At 63.7% G+C, this 14,350-nt stretch carries 15 protein-coding genes; 10 read left to right on the top strand and 5 right to left on the bottom strand.

Annotated elements, in window-relative coordinates; all coding sequences use genetic code 11:
- Positions 1–16: 16 nt before the first annotated feature.
- Together FA04_RS23105 and FA04_RS23100 are read left to right on the top strand one after the other, a co-directional pair.
- The gene (locus tag FA04_RS23105) at positions 17–724 is read left to right on the top strand and encodes a glutamine amidotransferase (RefSeq protein ID WP_034801988.1); all 708 of its coding nucleotides are present in this window, start codon (positions 17–19) and stop codon (positions 722–724) included.
- A complete protein-coding gene (locus FA04_RS23100) occupies positions 717–1,472 on the top strand; it encodes an MOSC domain-containing protein (protein ID WP_034801985.1) in 756 nt (251 codons plus the stop codon). The genes FA04_RS23105 and FA04_RS23100 overlap by 8 nt, the downstream gene beginning before the upstream one ends.
- Here the strand turns inward: FA04_RS23100 and FA04_RS23095 are convergent.
- Positions 1,419–2,900: an FAD/NAD(P)-binding protein gene (locus FA04_RS23095; protein WP_051659603.1), complete on the bottom strand. Its 1,482-nt coding sequence runs from the start codon at positions 2,898–2,900 to the stop codon at positions 1,419–1,421. The two genes, FA04_RS23100 and FA04_RS23095, sit on opposite strands and share 54 nt — an antisense overlap.
- Positions 2,897–4,090 (bottom strand): FMNH2-dependent alkanesulfonate monooxygenase, encoded by a 1,194-nt coding sequence (gene ssuD, locus FA04_RS23090; protein WP_034801983.1) that lies wholly within the window; start codon positions 4,088–4,090, stop codon positions 2,897–2,899. The genes FA04_RS23095 and ssuD overlap by 4 nt, the downstream gene beginning before the upstream one ends.
- Positions 4,091–4,278: 188 nt before the next feature.
- Between ssuD and FA04_RS23085 the strand changes: the two genes are divergently transcribed.
- The 4 genes from FA04_RS23085 to FA04_RS23070 all read left to right on the top strand — a co-directional run bounded on the left by FA04_RS23085 (position 4,279) and on the right by FA04_RS23070 (position 7,713).
- On the top strand, positions 4,279–4,827 hold the full coding sequence (locus FA04_RS23085) for a flavin reductase family protein (protein WP_082566455.1): 549 nt from the start codon (positions 4,279–4,281) through the stop codon (positions 4,825–4,827).
- A 167-nt stretch (positions 4,828–4,994) separates the two neighbouring features.
- Complete coding sequence (tauA, locus tag FA04_RS23080; RefSeq protein ID WP_034801980.1) at positions 4,995–6,002, top strand: taurine ABC transporter substrate-binding protein; 1,008 nt, start codon at positions 4,995–4,997, stop codon at positions 6,000–6,002.
- Positions 6,003–6,073: 71 nt separating this feature from the next.
- Positions 6,074–6,865, top strand: a complete 792-nt coding sequence (locus FA04_RS23075) for a taurine ABC transporter ATP-binding protein (RefSeq protein WP_034801977.1) — start codon at positions 6,074–6,076, stop codon at positions 6,863–6,865.
- Positions 6,862–7,713: an ABC transporter permease subunit gene (locus FA04_RS23070; RefSeq protein WP_034801973.1), complete on the top strand. Its 852-nt coding sequence runs from the start codon at positions 6,862–6,864 to the stop codon at positions 7,711–7,713. Before FA04_RS23075 ends, FA04_RS23070 begins: the two co-directional genes overlap by 4 nt.
- A gap of 10 nt (positions 7,714–7,723) precedes the next feature.
- Here the strand turns inward: FA04_RS23070 and FA04_RS23065 are convergent, their stop codons facing one another.
- Together FA04_RS23065 and FA04_RS23060 are read right to left on the bottom strand one after the other, a co-directional pair.
- Positions 7,724–9,130 carry an FAD/NAD(P)-binding protein gene (locus FA04_RS23065; RefSeq protein WP_034801970.1) on the bottom strand — a complete coding sequence of 469 codons (1,407 nt, stop codon included), beginning with the start codon at positions 9,128–9,130 and terminating at the stop codon, positions 7,724–7,726.
- Positions 9,131–9,442: 312 nt separating this feature from the next.
- A complete protein-coding gene (locus FA04_RS23060; RefSeq protein WP_034801968.1) occupies positions 9,443–10,048 on the bottom strand; it encodes an RBBP9/YdeN family alpha/beta hydrolase in 606 nt (201 codons plus the stop codon).
- Between the two features lie 418 nt (positions 10,049–10,466).
- On the opposite strand from FA04_RS23060, the gene cysT reads away from it, so the two are divergent.
- Genes cysT through FA04_RS23045 form a run of 3 tightly spaced genes read left to right on the top strand, consistent with a single transcriptional unit; the run spans position 10,467 to position 13,417 of the window.
- The gene (gene cysT / locus FA04_RS23055; RefSeq protein WP_064817029.1) at positions 10,467–11,327 is read left to right on the top strand and encodes a sulfate ABC transporter permease subunit CysT; all 861 of its coding nucleotides are present in this window, start codon (positions 10,467–10,469) and stop codon (positions 11,325–11,327) included.
- Positions 11,317–12,237, top strand: a complete 921-nt coding sequence (cysW, locus tag FA04_RS23050; protein WP_112773461.1) for a sulfate ABC transporter permease subunit CysW — start codon at positions 11,317–11,319, stop codon at positions 12,235–12,237. The genes cysT and cysW overlap by 11 nt, the downstream gene beginning before the upstream one ends.
- A gap of 31 nt (positions 12,238–12,268) precedes the next feature.
- Positions 12,269–13,417, top strand: a complete 1,149-nt coding sequence (locus FA04_RS23045) for a sulfate/molybdate ABC transporter ATP-binding protein (protein WP_064817028.1) — start codon at positions 12,269–12,271, stop codon at positions 13,415–13,417.
- Here the strand turns inward: FA04_RS23045 and FA04_RS23040 are convergent.
- Positions 13,414–13,743 carry a YciI family protein gene (locus FA04_RS23040; RefSeq protein WP_034799698.1) on the bottom strand — a complete coding sequence of 110 codons (330 nt, stop codon included), beginning with the start codon at positions 13,741–13,743 and terminating at the stop codon, positions 13,414–13,416. The genes FA04_RS23045 and FA04_RS23040 overlap by 4 nt on opposite strands.
- A gap of 151 nt (positions 13,744–13,894) precedes the next feature.
- Between FA04_RS23040 and FA04_RS23035 the strand changes: the two genes are divergently transcribed.
- The gene (locus FA04_RS23035) at positions 13,895–14,161 is read left to right on the top strand and encodes a hypothetical protein (RefSeq protein ID WP_034799696.1); all 267 of its coding nucleotides are present in this window, start codon (positions 13,895–13,897) and stop codon (positions 14,159–14,161) included.
- Positions 14,162–14,350 lie beyond the last annotated feature (189 nt).

Raw genomic sequence — 14,350 nt, 5'->3', positions numbered from 1 at the left:
CATGGGAGAACAGACGATGACGACCAGAATGGCACTCGCCCTCAGACATGTGCATTTCGAAGATCTCGGCAGCTTTGCCGGACCGCTGCGGGCGGCGGGATTTGAAATCGAGTACCGCGATGTCGGCGACGAAAATTACCTCTCTTTCGATCCGTTGGAGCCCGATCTCGTCATCGTGCTCGGCGGTCCGATCGGTGTCTATGAAGACGAGGCCTATCCCTTCATCGCCGGGGAAATCGCCATGCTTCAGGCACGTCTTGCCGGCAACCGGCCGACGCTCGGAATCTGCCTCGGCGCCCAGCTGATCGCCCGCGCGCTCGGTGCCCGCGTCTACCCTTCCGGCCTGAAGGAGATCGGGTTTTCGCCGCTGAGCCTTAGCGCCGCAGGCGAGGCCTCGGCTCTCCGCCATCTCGCCGACGTCTCCGTCCTGCATTGGCACGGTGACACCTACGACCTGCCGGCCAGCACTGACCTGCTGGCCTCGACATCGCTGATCGCGCAGCAAGGCTTCGCGCGCGGCAATACAGTGCTCGCCCTTCAGTTTCACCCGGAGGCCCAAGCCGGCGCGGCCTTTGAACGCTGGCTTGTCGGTCACGCCTGCGAACTGGCGACCGCCGGGCTCAGCGTGCCGGGCCTACGCGCCGACGCCCGACGTTACGGGCCTCGCCTGGAGGCGGCGGCCGCGTCGATGATCGGCGAATGGCTGGAGAACATCGATGGTTGAACAGGCCCCGATTGCGCTCGACGCCCTGCTCATCGGCACCCTCACGCCGATCGACGACCGCGGAACCTTAAGCGGTATCGACAAACACCAGGCTCTCGGGCCGGTACATCTCGGCACAACCGGCTTTGCCGGCGACCATCAGGGCGATCTGAAGAGGCACGGTGGCCCGGATAAGGCCGTGCATCATTACCCGCGCGACCACTACGAGGCTTGGGTCAAGGATCTCGGAAGCGTAACCAGGCTGGAGCAGCCGGGCGCCTTCGGCGAGAACATCTCGGCCTTGGGATTGACGGAAAGAGATGTCGCGGTCGGCGACCGGTTTCGCCTTGGTAAAGCCCTTCTGGAGGTGAGCCAGGGCCGGCAACCCTGCTGGAAGCTGAACCGCCGTTTCGATCTGCCGGATATGGCCCGCCGCGTCCAGCAGACCGGCCGAACGGGATGGTACTACCGGGTCATCGAAACCGGCTTGGTTTCGCCCGGTGAGCGGATGCAACTCGTCGAGCGGCGCTATCCCGAATGGACGATCGCCCGGCTGTGGCACTATCTCTATGTCGATACGCTCAACTGCGATGCCCTGTCCGAAATCGCCGATCTCGCCATCCTGCCCCCGAATTGGCGGGACTATGCAGCCAAGCGCCTGCAGACGCGGGCTGTCGAAGATTGGTCCCGCCGGCTCGACGGCGAGGCTCCGGCTTCAACGCCTGGCGGCGCCGTCGAGGGTCGTGACCAGTCGTTGCCGAACGGATGACGCCGACCTGCGGCGGGTGGCGGCCCTGTCCGGCCGCGCCAGCATCTCGGCGATCTCATCGGCAATGAAGATGGCGTGATCGTTGACCTGTGGCAGGCCCATGAGTTCGCCGAAGGTGCCGCGCGCCAGCGGCCCGGCAACGATCAGCGATCTCTCGGCCACGCCACTCGTCCCGATCGCCCGACTCGCCTCATCGCAGGCAAGCCCCAGTCCGACACTGTCTAGGCGCAGCCAGCCCTTCGACGCCAGATCCGCGAGCCAGTCCTGGCTGGAAAGAACACCCGTATGCGCCGGACCGGTCGTCACGACGCAGGCATCGAACAACAGGCGTTCCCGGATGCGCGTCTGCCGGTGACGGATATCGACCGCGATGACCTGACCGTAGCGCTCGACGCCTTCGATCGAAGCGCCGAGGACACGCAACTGTCCCGTCTCGATTGCCTGTCGGATCGCGTCATCGATCTGCGGCGCCACGCGGAACCGGTGGGCGTCCCAGAACGGTCGCAGGCGCTGCACGAGGCGGCGTCGCTCTGCAACCGGCAACGCCCGCCAGACTTGTCCGCCCTGGCTACGCAAAGCGTCGAAAACCGCATGCCAGCTGAGCCCCGCCAGAGCGGCCTGCCGCACCGCCAGGCGCACGCGTCGAAGCAGTTCGAGCGCGGTTCGCGCCGGGGTACCGACAAAATCACCGAAGGGTTCCTGTGCCCTTCCCGCGTGGCCTCGCGAACGAAGTCCGCGGCGCGACAGGGCGACGATCGAGCCGCGGTGGTCGGCGAGCCTCAGCGACGCAATCACGTCCGCCGCCGTCAGGCCGTTTCCAAGCACCAGAACGTGATCATCGGGACGAAGGCAGGTAAGAGACCCGGCGACCGTAGTGTCGGCGACGAAACGCGGGTGGCCTTCGAGCGCCTGTGCAACGCGCTTCGGCGCACAAGGCGAGGGATGCGTCGTGGCGATCACGACGATGTCGGCCAGCAGCTCCGTCCCAGCGTCGGAGGTCAGCTTCCAGCGCGCTCCACGCCGCTCGATGCGCGCGATGCGCTCGCGCCGGTGCACGACCTTGCCGCTCCGCACAAACGGCGCGACGAACGCGCCGACGTATCGCCCGAACACCGCCCGCCGCACATAAAGATGGCCATCGGCCGCCCTTGCGTCCGGGTCGCCGCGTGGCTCGCCATGGGCCGCCAGCCAGTTCAAAAAATCGTCGGGATCATCAGGAACGAGGCTCATGCGGGCCGCAGGCACATTCGTGCGATGGGCGGGATTGCCGCTATCATAGGCAAGGCCGGCGCCGAGCCGGTCTCGCGGCTCGAAGACCACGATGGCGGCGCCGTCGCTGGCGGCATGGCGTGCAAGGTTCGCCGCGACCACTGCGCCGGTGAAGCCGCCGCCGACAATGGCAATGACCGGTCGCCGCACAGCTGTCACGACTGGGAGACCTTCAGCTTCGGGCGATGATCGCCGGCGATGGTTTCGCCGAACGGCCCGGTGTTGATCGACGTCTCGCGTGCCGGGATGGCGTGGGCCAGCGGCAGATGCGGCAGAACCAGTTCACCGAAGCGATAGGCCTCTTCGAGATGCGGGTAACCGGACAGGATAAAGCTGTCGATGCCGATTTGTCGGTATTCTTCCATGCGCGCCCTGACTTGATCGGGATCGCCGACGAGCGCCGTTCCTGCCCCTCCGCGCACCAGGCCGACGCCGGCCCAGAGATTGGGAGCAATTTCGAGCTTGTCACGGCGACCACCATGCAGGCGGCTCATGCGGCTCTGACCAACAGAATCCATGCGCTCGAACACCTTCTGTGCGGCAGCAATCGTGTCGTCATCCACATATTGTATCAGTTCGTCGGCGGCCTGCCACGCTTCCTTTGCGGTTTCGCGAACGATCACATGAAGGCGGATGCCGAAGGTAACGTCCCTGCCCTCGGCTTCGGCCAGGGCGCGCACTTCGGCGATCTTGCGGGCAACGTCCTCGACCGGCTCGCCCCAGGTCAGGTACTTGTCGATCGTGCGCGCTGCCACCTCCTGGCCCTTGCCGGAGGAGCCGCCGAAGTAAAGCGGCGGGTGGGGCTGCTGTACGCACGGAAACAGGAGCTTCCCGCCTTCGATATCGAAGTGGTTCCCCTTGAAATCGACCTCTTCGCCGCGAAGCACGGCCTTGTAGACGTTCAGGAATTCCTCGGTCACCTCGTAGCGTTCGCCATGCGCGAGATGTATGCCGTCGCCCTTGTTTTCGATCGGATCGCCGCCGGTAACGACGTTGATCAGCAGCCGTCCACCCGAGAGACGGTCCAGCGTGGCCGTCATGCGTGCCGCGAGCGTGGGCGAAAGCAGGCCGGGCCGAACCGCGATCAGGAACCGCAACTTTTCAGTGAGCGGCGCCAGCGCCGAAGCGACCACCCAACTGTCCTCGCAACTCCGCCCCGTCGGGATGAGCACGCCATAGTAGCCGAGCGTATCGGCGGCCTGCGCGACCTGCTTGAGATAATTGAGGTCCACGTTTCGGCCGCCGCGCGTGGTTCCGAGATAGCGGCTATCGCCGTGGGTCGGCAGAAACCAGAGCACATTGATCTTTTCGGGGATCTTCTCGGGGATTTCGTCGGGCACAATTCCCATTCGCGCAAGCCTCCTCGCAGGTTCCTTCGGAGGCACGCAAGAGCGTCCCTCGATTGCCAAAAAGCATAAACTCTATAAAATTTATTGACAATAAGAATTCGGACGATCATTTTTGATGTGAGGAAAAATTTTTCCCGCAACAGCCGTGAGCGACCGGGAATTAGATTAAATTTTTCGAGGATTTGGCCATGACCATTGCGCTTGCCGCTTCTCCCGCATTCGATGCCATCGTTCCGACCGCCAATGGTTACGGGTCGATCACCACGCCGGCGCTGAAGGCGGCCATGCGCAACTTCTCAGGTGGCGTCTCCGTCATCACCGCAGGGATAGGCGAAGAGCGTACCGGCGCCACCGTGACCTCCGCAACCGCGCTCGCCGTCGATCCGCCGACCATGATCGTCAACATCAACCGCACATCCTCCACCTGGCCGGTCATCGAGCGCTATCGGCATTTCTGCGTCAACCTTCTGTCGCGCGAACAGCAAAGGGTCGCCGAGCGTTTCTCCGGTGTCGATGGCACCAAGGGCGCCGCTCGCTACGATGGCGCCGAATGGATCCGGCTTGCCAGCGGCGCGTCGGCGCTTGCCGGCGCGCTTGCCGCCATCGATTGCGAGGTCGAGGAGATCATCGAGCGCCATAGCCATGCGATCATCCTCGGTCGGGTGGTGGCGATTACCGCGGGGACCGGCGAACCGATCGTCTACCACAACGGCCGCTACGGCGGCGTGCAGTTCTGACGCTGCTTTCCATGCATGGCACAGAGCGCTGCCACGGATCTCAAATTTGGAATGGGCTCTCTGCAAAGCCGCAAAAAGCGGAATAATTTATCTACATAAAATCCATGCTTTTAATCAACATAATGTCAGGACTTCCCGAGGAAGCCGCAACCGTTGAGGAGCATACGATGACGATCCGCAGACGCACCCTTCTTGCCGCCAGTGCCGCCCTCTTGGCGGCGAGCCAGCTTTCCCTTCCAGCCCATGCGGACGAAACGACGCTGACCATCGGCTACCAGCCCATCGTCGAGCCGTCGCGCGTGCCGCAGGCAGACGGGACCTATGAGAAGGTGACCGGCGCCAAGATCACCTGGCAGAAATTCGACGGTGGCGCAGACGTGATTGCGGCACTTGCATCCGGGTCGATCGACATCGGCTATGTCGGATCCTCGCCGCTGGCCGCCGCCGCGAGCCGCCAAATTCCGCTCGAAACAATCTTCGTCGTCGGCCTGATCAGCGACGCAGAGGCGCTGGCTGTCAAGGGAATCGACAAGCCGGAAGAGCTTGCCGGCAAGAAGATTGCAACGCCCTTCGTCTCGACGGCGCATTACAGCCTGCTCACCGCCTTGAAACACTGGAACATTGACCCGAAGGCGGTTGAAATCCTCAACCTCCGGCCACCGGAGATCGCCGCTGCATGGCAGCGCGGCGATATCGATGGCGCCTATGTCTGGGATCCGGTTCTCTCCGAAATCAAGAAGACCGCGACCGTGCTTGCGACATCGAGCGACGTCGCGAAATGGGGCGGACCGACCTTCGACGCCTGGATCGTCAGCAAGAAGTTTGCCGAGGAATATCCTGAAATCGTCACCGGCTTCGTCAAGGTGACCGGCGACGCCTATGCGGACTACCGCACCAAGCCGGAGGCCTGGAGCGCGGGCTCGCCCCAGGCCGAGAAGATCGCACGGCTCACCGGTGCAAAGCCCGAGGAGGTGCCGAACCTGCTAAAGGGCTATTACTTCCCTTCGCTCGAAGAGCAGGCGAGCGCTGATCTTCTCGGCGGCGCGACCGTCAAGGCGATCGCCCAGACCTCGGCCTTCCTGCTCGAACAGGGCAAGATCCCGGCAGTCCTCCCCGACTACGCGCCCTACGTTTCCGCCCGCTGGGCGCAGGAAGCGGCAAAACTCTCGTTCTGACGTTCACTCAATTGCTGCCCGCCCGGATGAAATCTTCGGGCGGGCGCACTTCGCCATGCCAGGAGAACAGCATGTCCGTCCTCTCGCTTGAGAATGTCACATTGCGATACGCGGCCGATGCCGGCCGGAACACGCCGGTGCTTGCATCGATCGATCTGTCGATCGACCACGACGAGTTCGTTGTCGTCATCGGCCGCTCCGGCTCCGGCAAGACCAGCCTTCTCAATCTTGCTGCCGGCTTCGTGAAACCAAGCAGCGGCCGCGTTCGGCTCGATGGCGCGCCGGTCGCCGGCCCAGGGGCAGAGCGCGCCGTCGTGTTCCAGGACGATGCACTCTATCCGTGGCTGACTGCCCTCGACAATGTCGCCTTTCCCCTGCGCCTGCGCGGTTTTTCCAAGGCGGATCGGCTTCGGCGGGCGCGAGCCCTTCTCGATCAGGTCGGGCTCAGCGATGCAGCCGAGCGGCATGTCTGGGAACTGTCGGGCGGCATGCGCCAGCGTGTCGGCATTGCCCGTGCGCTCGCCTCCAGCCCGAAGTTTCTGTTGATGGACGAGCCGCTCGGCGCGCTCGACGCGCTGACCCGCAGCCGTATGCAGGGCTTTCTTCTGGACATATGGCAACGGAATCGCGTCGGCGCCCTCCTGATCACCCACAGCATCGAGGAGGCGCTGCTGCTGGCAACGCGGGTTATCGTGCTTGCCCCCAACCCCGGCCGGATCACCAGCGAAATCTTCACGACCTTCGGCCGCGATCACCTCGCAGGGACACCGCTTTCGGAAATCCGCAGCTCAGCCGCCTTTCGCCGCCTGCAGGACGAATTGACCGTGCTCATCCATGCCGAAGAAGAAGGAATTGCCGCATGAGCATCTCGGTTGAAGGCCTGCCGCCCATCATGCCGACGGCACGTCACCTAGACGAGCAACCGGAACAGAGCGCCGACCGACCACCATTGCCGCTTGTCTGGATTTCGCTCGCGACCATTACGGCACTGCTTTTCCTCTGGAGCCTTGCCTCCAGCTATGGTTTCGTCTCGCCGCTGTTCCTGCCGTCACCGGTTGCCGTCTACCAGGCACTCCGGAGCCTTGCCATCACCGGTTTTGTCGATGCGACGCTCGCTGAGCACGTCGGCGCCAGCCTGCTGCGGATCTTCGGCGCGCTTGCCGTCGCCCTCGTCGCCGGCATTCCCGCCGGCCTTGCCATCGGAGCGAGCCGTCTCGGCAAAGGCATCCTCGATCCGATCGTCGAATTCTTGCGACCGCTGCCGCCGCTTGCCTATCTTCCCCTGGTGATCATCTGGCTCGGCATCGGCGAAGCGTCGAAGATTGCGGTGATTGCACTGGCGATGTTACCGCCGGTCATCCTTTCGACGGCAACGGGCGTCCGTTCCGCGTCGGCCGATCACGTCAATGCGGCGCGCTCCTTCGGCGCGTCGCGGCTGCAGGTGCTGCGCCATGTCATCGTGCCGAGCGCCCTGCCCTCGATCCTCACGGGAACCCGTATCGCGCTCGGCGCCGGGTGGTCGACGCTGGTGGCGGCCGAACTCGTCGCCGCAACCCGCGGCCTCGGTTTCATGATCCAGTCCGCCGCCCAGTTCCTTGTGACCGACGTGGTCATCGCCGGTATCGTCGTGATCGCCGCTGTCGCCTTCCTGTTCGAATTGGCGGCACGCCTCATCGAGCGCTGGCTGGTGCCCTGGGCAACGCGGCGTTAAGCGGCAAGCCTTAGCCAGTCTTCAGAGTGACCCGGTTCCGGGTTGCGATCAGTCGCGCCGCGGCATAGGTCTGCGTGACGATTTCCGGCACGAGATCGATGTCGGGCAGGCTGCCGACGCCGAGCGGCCCAATTGCGTAGAGATCGCGCGTCGGGGCTCCGCCCGCGAGCACTTCGCCCGCCGGGCTGACGGCAATGCCGAGATCGAGTTCGTCGGGCTCGGCAAGGCCGCCGGAAAAAAGGCTCTGCATCAACGGCGCCTGAAGGTCAGGCGCCGAACAACGACAGTCGATCACCTGGTCGGCTGACAGCAGCGTCTCCTGGCTTTCACCGGCAAAGCGCACCATCAACCCTTCCGGACGGCGCCGGCCGGCCCAGCCCTTGCGTAGCACGGTCCGCTCGCTGGCAAGCTCCTGCCGGAGACGCAGGTAGAGGGGTGCCGGCAGGCGATTGCGGTGGCTGTCGTAGATCGACCGCAGGTGCCGGTTAAAGCGATGTTTTTCTTCCTCAGGCAGCGCCTGCCACAAGGACCGCGCCCGTCGACGCAGGCCGTTCATGGCCGCCTGCCAGCCGAGCCCTGCTTCTTCTGCCTCGGCACAGGCCTGCCGGACGAAGCGAACGATCTCGCCGAGCCGCGTCGGCATCGGCTCGACCGGAAATGTCGGCGCTGCCGAAAGACGGGTATGCGGCTGCGGCAGGAAACCATGGCGGGAGAGGATGGTGACCTCGCCGGCAAAGCCGTTATCGCGAAGCTGCAGCAGGCGGTCGACCACCCGGACTCCGCTACCGAGCAGGACCGTGTGGCGCGGCACGACGAGACGACGGGCGCGCACCAGTGGCTTTTCCTCGTCGGCAACTTCCATCTCGCCGCGGCGCAAACCAAAACCAGTCGCCAGCACAACGGCGTCGCATTCCACCGTCGCGTTCTCCTGCACCACGAGAAAGCGCCCATTAGCCTGCTTGCGAAGACCAAGCACCGCCTGACAGGAGAGCTGCATCGAAATATCCGGCCGGCGCGTCAGCGCCTCGGAGAAGCGCTGGTAAACATAGTCGCTGAAGATGCTCTTCGGCACGAAGATCTGCTGGAACCCGGGAATGGCGGCCGGCACGGCGGCGCGAAACTCGGCATTGGCCGAGAGCCAGTCGTTGAAGTCTTCGGGCTGACCGGCGGCCACCGAAAGGTCGCGAACGCGGCTGTTGAGGATTTCGCCGCTCTGGGCGGCGGCCAGGACCTGCCCGCCGCTGATCGTCGGTTGCGGATCGAAGAGATGGACGTGAAAGGCGGCCCGCACAGACTTCATCAGGGCGATAGCCATCATTACACCGGAAAAACCGCGGCCGACGATGGCGATATGCGGCTTGCCCCTGGAACTCATTTCCGTCGGAGACGTCTTGGCAAACAATCCATGGACAGTCATGTGCACTCTCCTATGGCCGGCCCCGCCGGCAAAGTTTGAAATGCATGGCTGTTTCGGTCCTCAACGCAGACACCGACCGAATTGTGAGGGTATCGGCGACCATCTGCAGGGTCGCGAGAAGATATCGTCCGCCGCAAGGACGGTCGAGCCCGTATGTCCTATCCCGGCTGGCCTGGCACCTTGGCGCATGCGCATCCCTAGACGGTATACTCTATAAACTTTGTGCGTTATTAGAGCGCGAAACGGCGCCGACATCAAGGGCCGTGTGACACGACCACGCAAAGCGGTCTCCCTCGCCATGCTCTGGAGCGTTCAAGCCACGCCGTTTGGCAAGGGTAACTGCTCTGAAAATTCGCCCGGCTGCGCACGTGCAAACTCCCGACGCGAAATCCCGTTCAACACCCTCAATAGGTCATAGCCATGCGACCAGCGGCCAAAACCACTGGCAATGTTGATGTGCCCGGCATGGCCAAGATCGACGAGGCGGCTCCCCCAGCGGGTCGAAAAATGACGCAGGCGGTCGAAAGGCATATAGGGGTCGTTCAGGCTGCCGACGACGAGGCTCGAAAAAGGCAAGGGCAGGTCGGGCATCGACCCGAAGTCGATGGCGCCCGGATGAAGCCGATCGGTCGGACCGAGATCGCACGGCGCGACGAGCAAGGCGCTGCGCACCTGCCGGGCGAGCGGGCGCCGCACGAGATTGGCGACCAGAAGGCAGCCGAGGCTGTGGGCCACGAGGTCGACTGTTCCATGCCGGAAGATCTCGTGTTCGAGCCTGTCGCGCCAGAGATCGAGCCTCGGGCGATCCCAATCGTCCTGTTCGACAAGAACCGCCTGCGGATTGTCATTGAGCCAATGGCGCTGCCAGTGGCCGCTGCCCGATCCGAACAGCCCGGGAATGATGAGCGTTGTTGCCATGACATCAGCCGCTTACGAGAATGTTTCAAAGTAACGGCCGCGCATTCTGCCGCGCCCGATTCATGGCTTGATTATGGAAGAGTGGGACACAGCGCGTAAGCAAGGAACATTCAATATCTATAAATTCTATAGCATAACTTTTCAGCTGCATCGTTTGCCTTCCATCATTTTAGATGTCAGGCATGGAACAAAGTTGGGAGCAGAGTGTTTCTTGAGACGCGGTCAGAAGCGAAAATCAGTTTCCCTTCCGGCCGCCGAAGCGTCAAAAATTTGCGTTGTTGGAGCCCATGAAATTGGTAGTTTGGCGCCGAAAGATACCGGCGCTCGAACAAGCCGGCCAACCGGCGGTTTGAAGATCGGTTTGGATGAGGGGATAGCGCAGCCGCTCGCGGCTGCGGGGCTAAGAGGTGACCGAAAGGTGACGGAGCGACGCAATGGGAACCGGTGGCGATTTCGCCAGCCGAGTGTTTTGCCTGGATTTGGATTGTCGCTCGGGATCACGCTGAGCTGGCTGGTTCTGATCGTGTTGATCCCGTTGTCGGGTCTGGTGTTTCGCGCCAGCGGGCTCGGCTGGGCGCAGTTCGTGGCGCTGGCGCTTGATCCGCGCACGCTCAATGCCTTGAAGATCTCCTTCGGCACGGCCTTTATCGCTGCCGTTATCAATCTCGTCTTCGGCGTCATCCTCGCCTGGGTATTGGTGCGCTACCGGTTCCCCGGCAAGCGGGTGATCGACGCCATGGTCGACCTGCCCTTTGCGCTGCCGACCGCGGTTGCCGGCATTGCGCTGACGACGCTCTATGCCCCGAACGGCTGGATCGGCCAGTTCCTGGAGCCGCTTGGCCTCAAGATCGCCTTCACCCCGGCCGGCATCGTCATTGCCCTGATCTTCGTCGGCCTGCCCTTCGTGGTCAGGACCGTGCAGCCGATCATGGAGGAGATCGACAAGGAAGTGGAGGAGGCTGCCGCCACCCTTGGCGCCAGCCGCTTCCAGACGATCAGCCGGGTGCTTTTGCCGGGGCTCTTGCCAGCCGGCCTCACCGGCTTTGCGCTCGCCTTTGCCCGCGGTGTCGGCGAATACGGCTCGGTGATCTTCATCGCCGGCAACCTGCCTTACGTCTCCGAGATCGCCCCGCTGCTGATCGTCATCCGGCTCGAAGAGTTCAACTATGCGGCTGCGACAGCAATTGCCGCGGTCATGCTGGCGATCTCGTTTGCCATGCTGCTCCTCATCAACTCGATCCAGGCCTGGAGCCGGCGGAGATATGTCTATGTCGCATGACCTGACCGCCGCCTCAGCACCCAGTCCCGGTCTCAGTCCGGCCTCCGGCCCTCGCGCCGCCCTGCCGGAACTGGCCGCCGCCACCTCCGAAAGCCGCTTTGCCCGACTGACGCTGACGATCACGGCGCTTGCCTTCGTCGCACTGTTTTTGCTTTTGCCGCTCGCCGCCGTCTTTACCGAGGCGCTGCGCAAGGGCGTGACGGAATTCGTGCTGGCCCTTGGCGATGCCGAAACCTTTTCCGCCATCCGCCTGACGCTGATCGTCGCCGCCATCGCCGTGCCGCTCAACCTCGTCTTCGGCGTGGCCGCCGCCTGGGCGATCGCCAAGTTCGAGTTCAAGGGCAAGGCCTTCCTGACGACGCTGATCGACCTGCCGTTCTCGGTCTCGCCGGTGATCTCCGGCCTCGTCTTCGTGCTTCTGTTCGGCTCGCACAGTGTCCTTGGTCCCTGGCTGCAGAGCCACGGCATCCAGATCCTCTTTGCCGTGCCGGGCCTGGTGCTCGCCACCGTCTTCGTCACCTTCCCCTTCGTCGCCCGCGAGCTGATCCCGTTGATGCAGGAACAGGGCAGTAGCGACGAGGAGGCAGCCTTGTCTCTCGGGGCATCGGGCTGGCAGACCTTCTGGCATGTGACGCTGCCCAACATCAAATGGGGGCTGCTTTACGGCGTGCTTTTGTGCAACGCCCGCGCCATGGGCGAGTTCGGCGCCGTCTCGGTGGTGTCCGGCCATATCCGCGGCGAGACCAACACCATGCCGTTGCAGGTCGAAATCCTCTATAATGAATACAACTTCGTCGCCGCTTTCGCGGTGGCGGCGTTGCTGGCGCTGCTGGCGCTGATCACCCTGATTTTGAAGACGGCGCTGGAGATCCGCTACAGCGCCGAGATCGCCGCCAGCCGCAGGCACTGACCGGGAAAGCCGGCATTCGAAAGGTATTGTCATGGACGTGCGCGTTCACAACATCCGCAAGGAATTCGGCCGCTTCCCGGCGCTCGACGACGTCTCGCTCGACATCCGCTCCGGCGAGCTGATCGCGCTGCTCGGCCCCTCCGGCTCCGGCAAGACCACACTTCTGCGTCTCGTTGCCGGGCTCGAAAGCCCGACCGAAGGCACGATCTTCTTCGGCGACGAGGATGCCTCGCAAAAGACCGTGCAGGAGCGCAACATCGGCTTTGTCTTCCAGCACTATGCCCTGTTCCGCCACATGACCGTGCTCGACAACGTCGCCTTCGGCCTCAAGGTCCGCCCGTCGAACCGCAGACCGCCGTCGGCCGAGATCCGCAAGCGCGCCCTCGATCTGCTCGACCTCGTGCAGCTCTCCGGCCTCGACAAGCGCTATCCGGCGCAGCTCTCGGGCGGCCAGCGCCAGCGCGTGGCGCTCGCCCGCGCCATGGCGGTGGAACCGAACGTGCTTCTGCTCGACGAGCCCTTCGGCGCGCTCGACGCGCAGGTCCGAAAGGAACTGCGCAAGTGGCTGCGCGACATTCACGACCGCACCGGCCACACGACGATCTTCGTCACCCATGACCAGGACGAGGCGCTGGAGCTCGCCGACCGCGTCGTCGTCATGAGCAAGGGCGTGATCGAACAGGTCGGCACCCCCGACGAGATCTACGACCATCCGGTCTCGCCCTTCGTCTACGGCTTCATCGGCCAGTCGAACTGCCTCAATGTTACGCTGCAGAACGGCGAGATCTGGTTCGAGGATCGGCCGATCGGGCTGCGCGCCCCGTCCGAGCCCGACGGCCCCGCGAAACTGCACTTCCGCCCGCATGACATCGAGTTGGTCGACGGCTCCGGCGGTTGCCTTGCCGGCCTCGTTGCCGCCAGCCGCCGGGTTGCCGGCACCCGTCATCTCGAACTCGACCTTGGCCGCAACCATCCGCATGTCGAGATCGAACTCTCGCCCGAGCGCGCCGCTGCCGGCGACCACAGCCGCATCGCCTTCCGACCAACAAAGTGGAAGATCTTCAGGGAAGGTCGACCGGAGATGAAGATCGCTCCGGCCGGAGCCACGGAATCCCAGCGCCAGACGGCCGATGAGGCCGAATCCATGCTCGCCGCTCAGGTCTCCTGGGCGACTCCCTAAGGAAGTTTAAGCGGCCAGATTTCGACCACGCCGTGAGCAACGGCGCAGGGTGTCTGCGAAACCAGGGCGATGGCTTCGTCGAGATCGGCCGCTTCGATCACCGCGAAACCGGCCACCGGCAACGGGGATGACAGGAACGGACCATTCTTGGTTTCGACCCGCGCCGCATCCGCATTGCGCACCTGCACGGGCGCGCCGGCAATCCCCATCAACACGCCATCGGCCTGAAGTCGCGCGTCATGCGCATGCGCCGCATCGCGCACCACTGCCGCCGTGCGATCGTAGCCGGCGCGATCGCCGTATCCGATGGTGATAAATTTCGGCATGAACCTCTTCCTTCAAGTTGCCAGAGAAAAAACGCGCCTACCTCTGACGGGCTAATTGACAGCCCGGCCTTCAGGCCGTTCCGTTGAAGGAACGCGGATGCGCCGGGAAAGTTGCGACGCCGGTGCACAGCGTCAAAAGAGGGAGGATCCGATGCCGACCATCATCGCCCATCACAACATTACCAAAGGCGCCGATCACTGGCTGAAATCGCCGAGACGCAAGGAACTCTTCGGCGCGCTCGGCATCACCAACATCCGGACCTTCGTCGACCCAAAGGACCCGACGCGCGTGGCCGTCATGATGGATGTTCCCGATATTGGCGCCCTCTCGCAGGCGATGCAAAGCCAGGCTGCGGTGGACGCCATGGCCTATGACGGGGTTGTGCCGTCATCGCTTGTGATCCTGGTTGAATCGTAGCGCGCCTTCGCGCGGTGTGCCTCTGTACCTTGCCACGCAGGGTGAAAGACCGCGCTTCGGCCTCTCGCCATGGCGTCGAGATTGAGCCGCTACAATGCGGTACATATTGCGGCGAAGACCGACACATCCGGGATACCTCGCCTGAACAGATTGCGATCGTTGCCTCACGAACAGAAGAAGGAACGATCG

Origin of the sequence: Ensifer adhaerens (assembly GCF_000697965.2) — a bacterium.
In the GTDB taxonomy this organism is placed as follows: domain Bacteria; phylum Pseudomonadota; class Alphaproteobacteria; order Rhizobiales; family Rhizobiaceae; genus Ensifer; species Ensifer adhaerens.
This window is presented reverse-complemented; position numbering and strand designations above follow the sequence as displayed.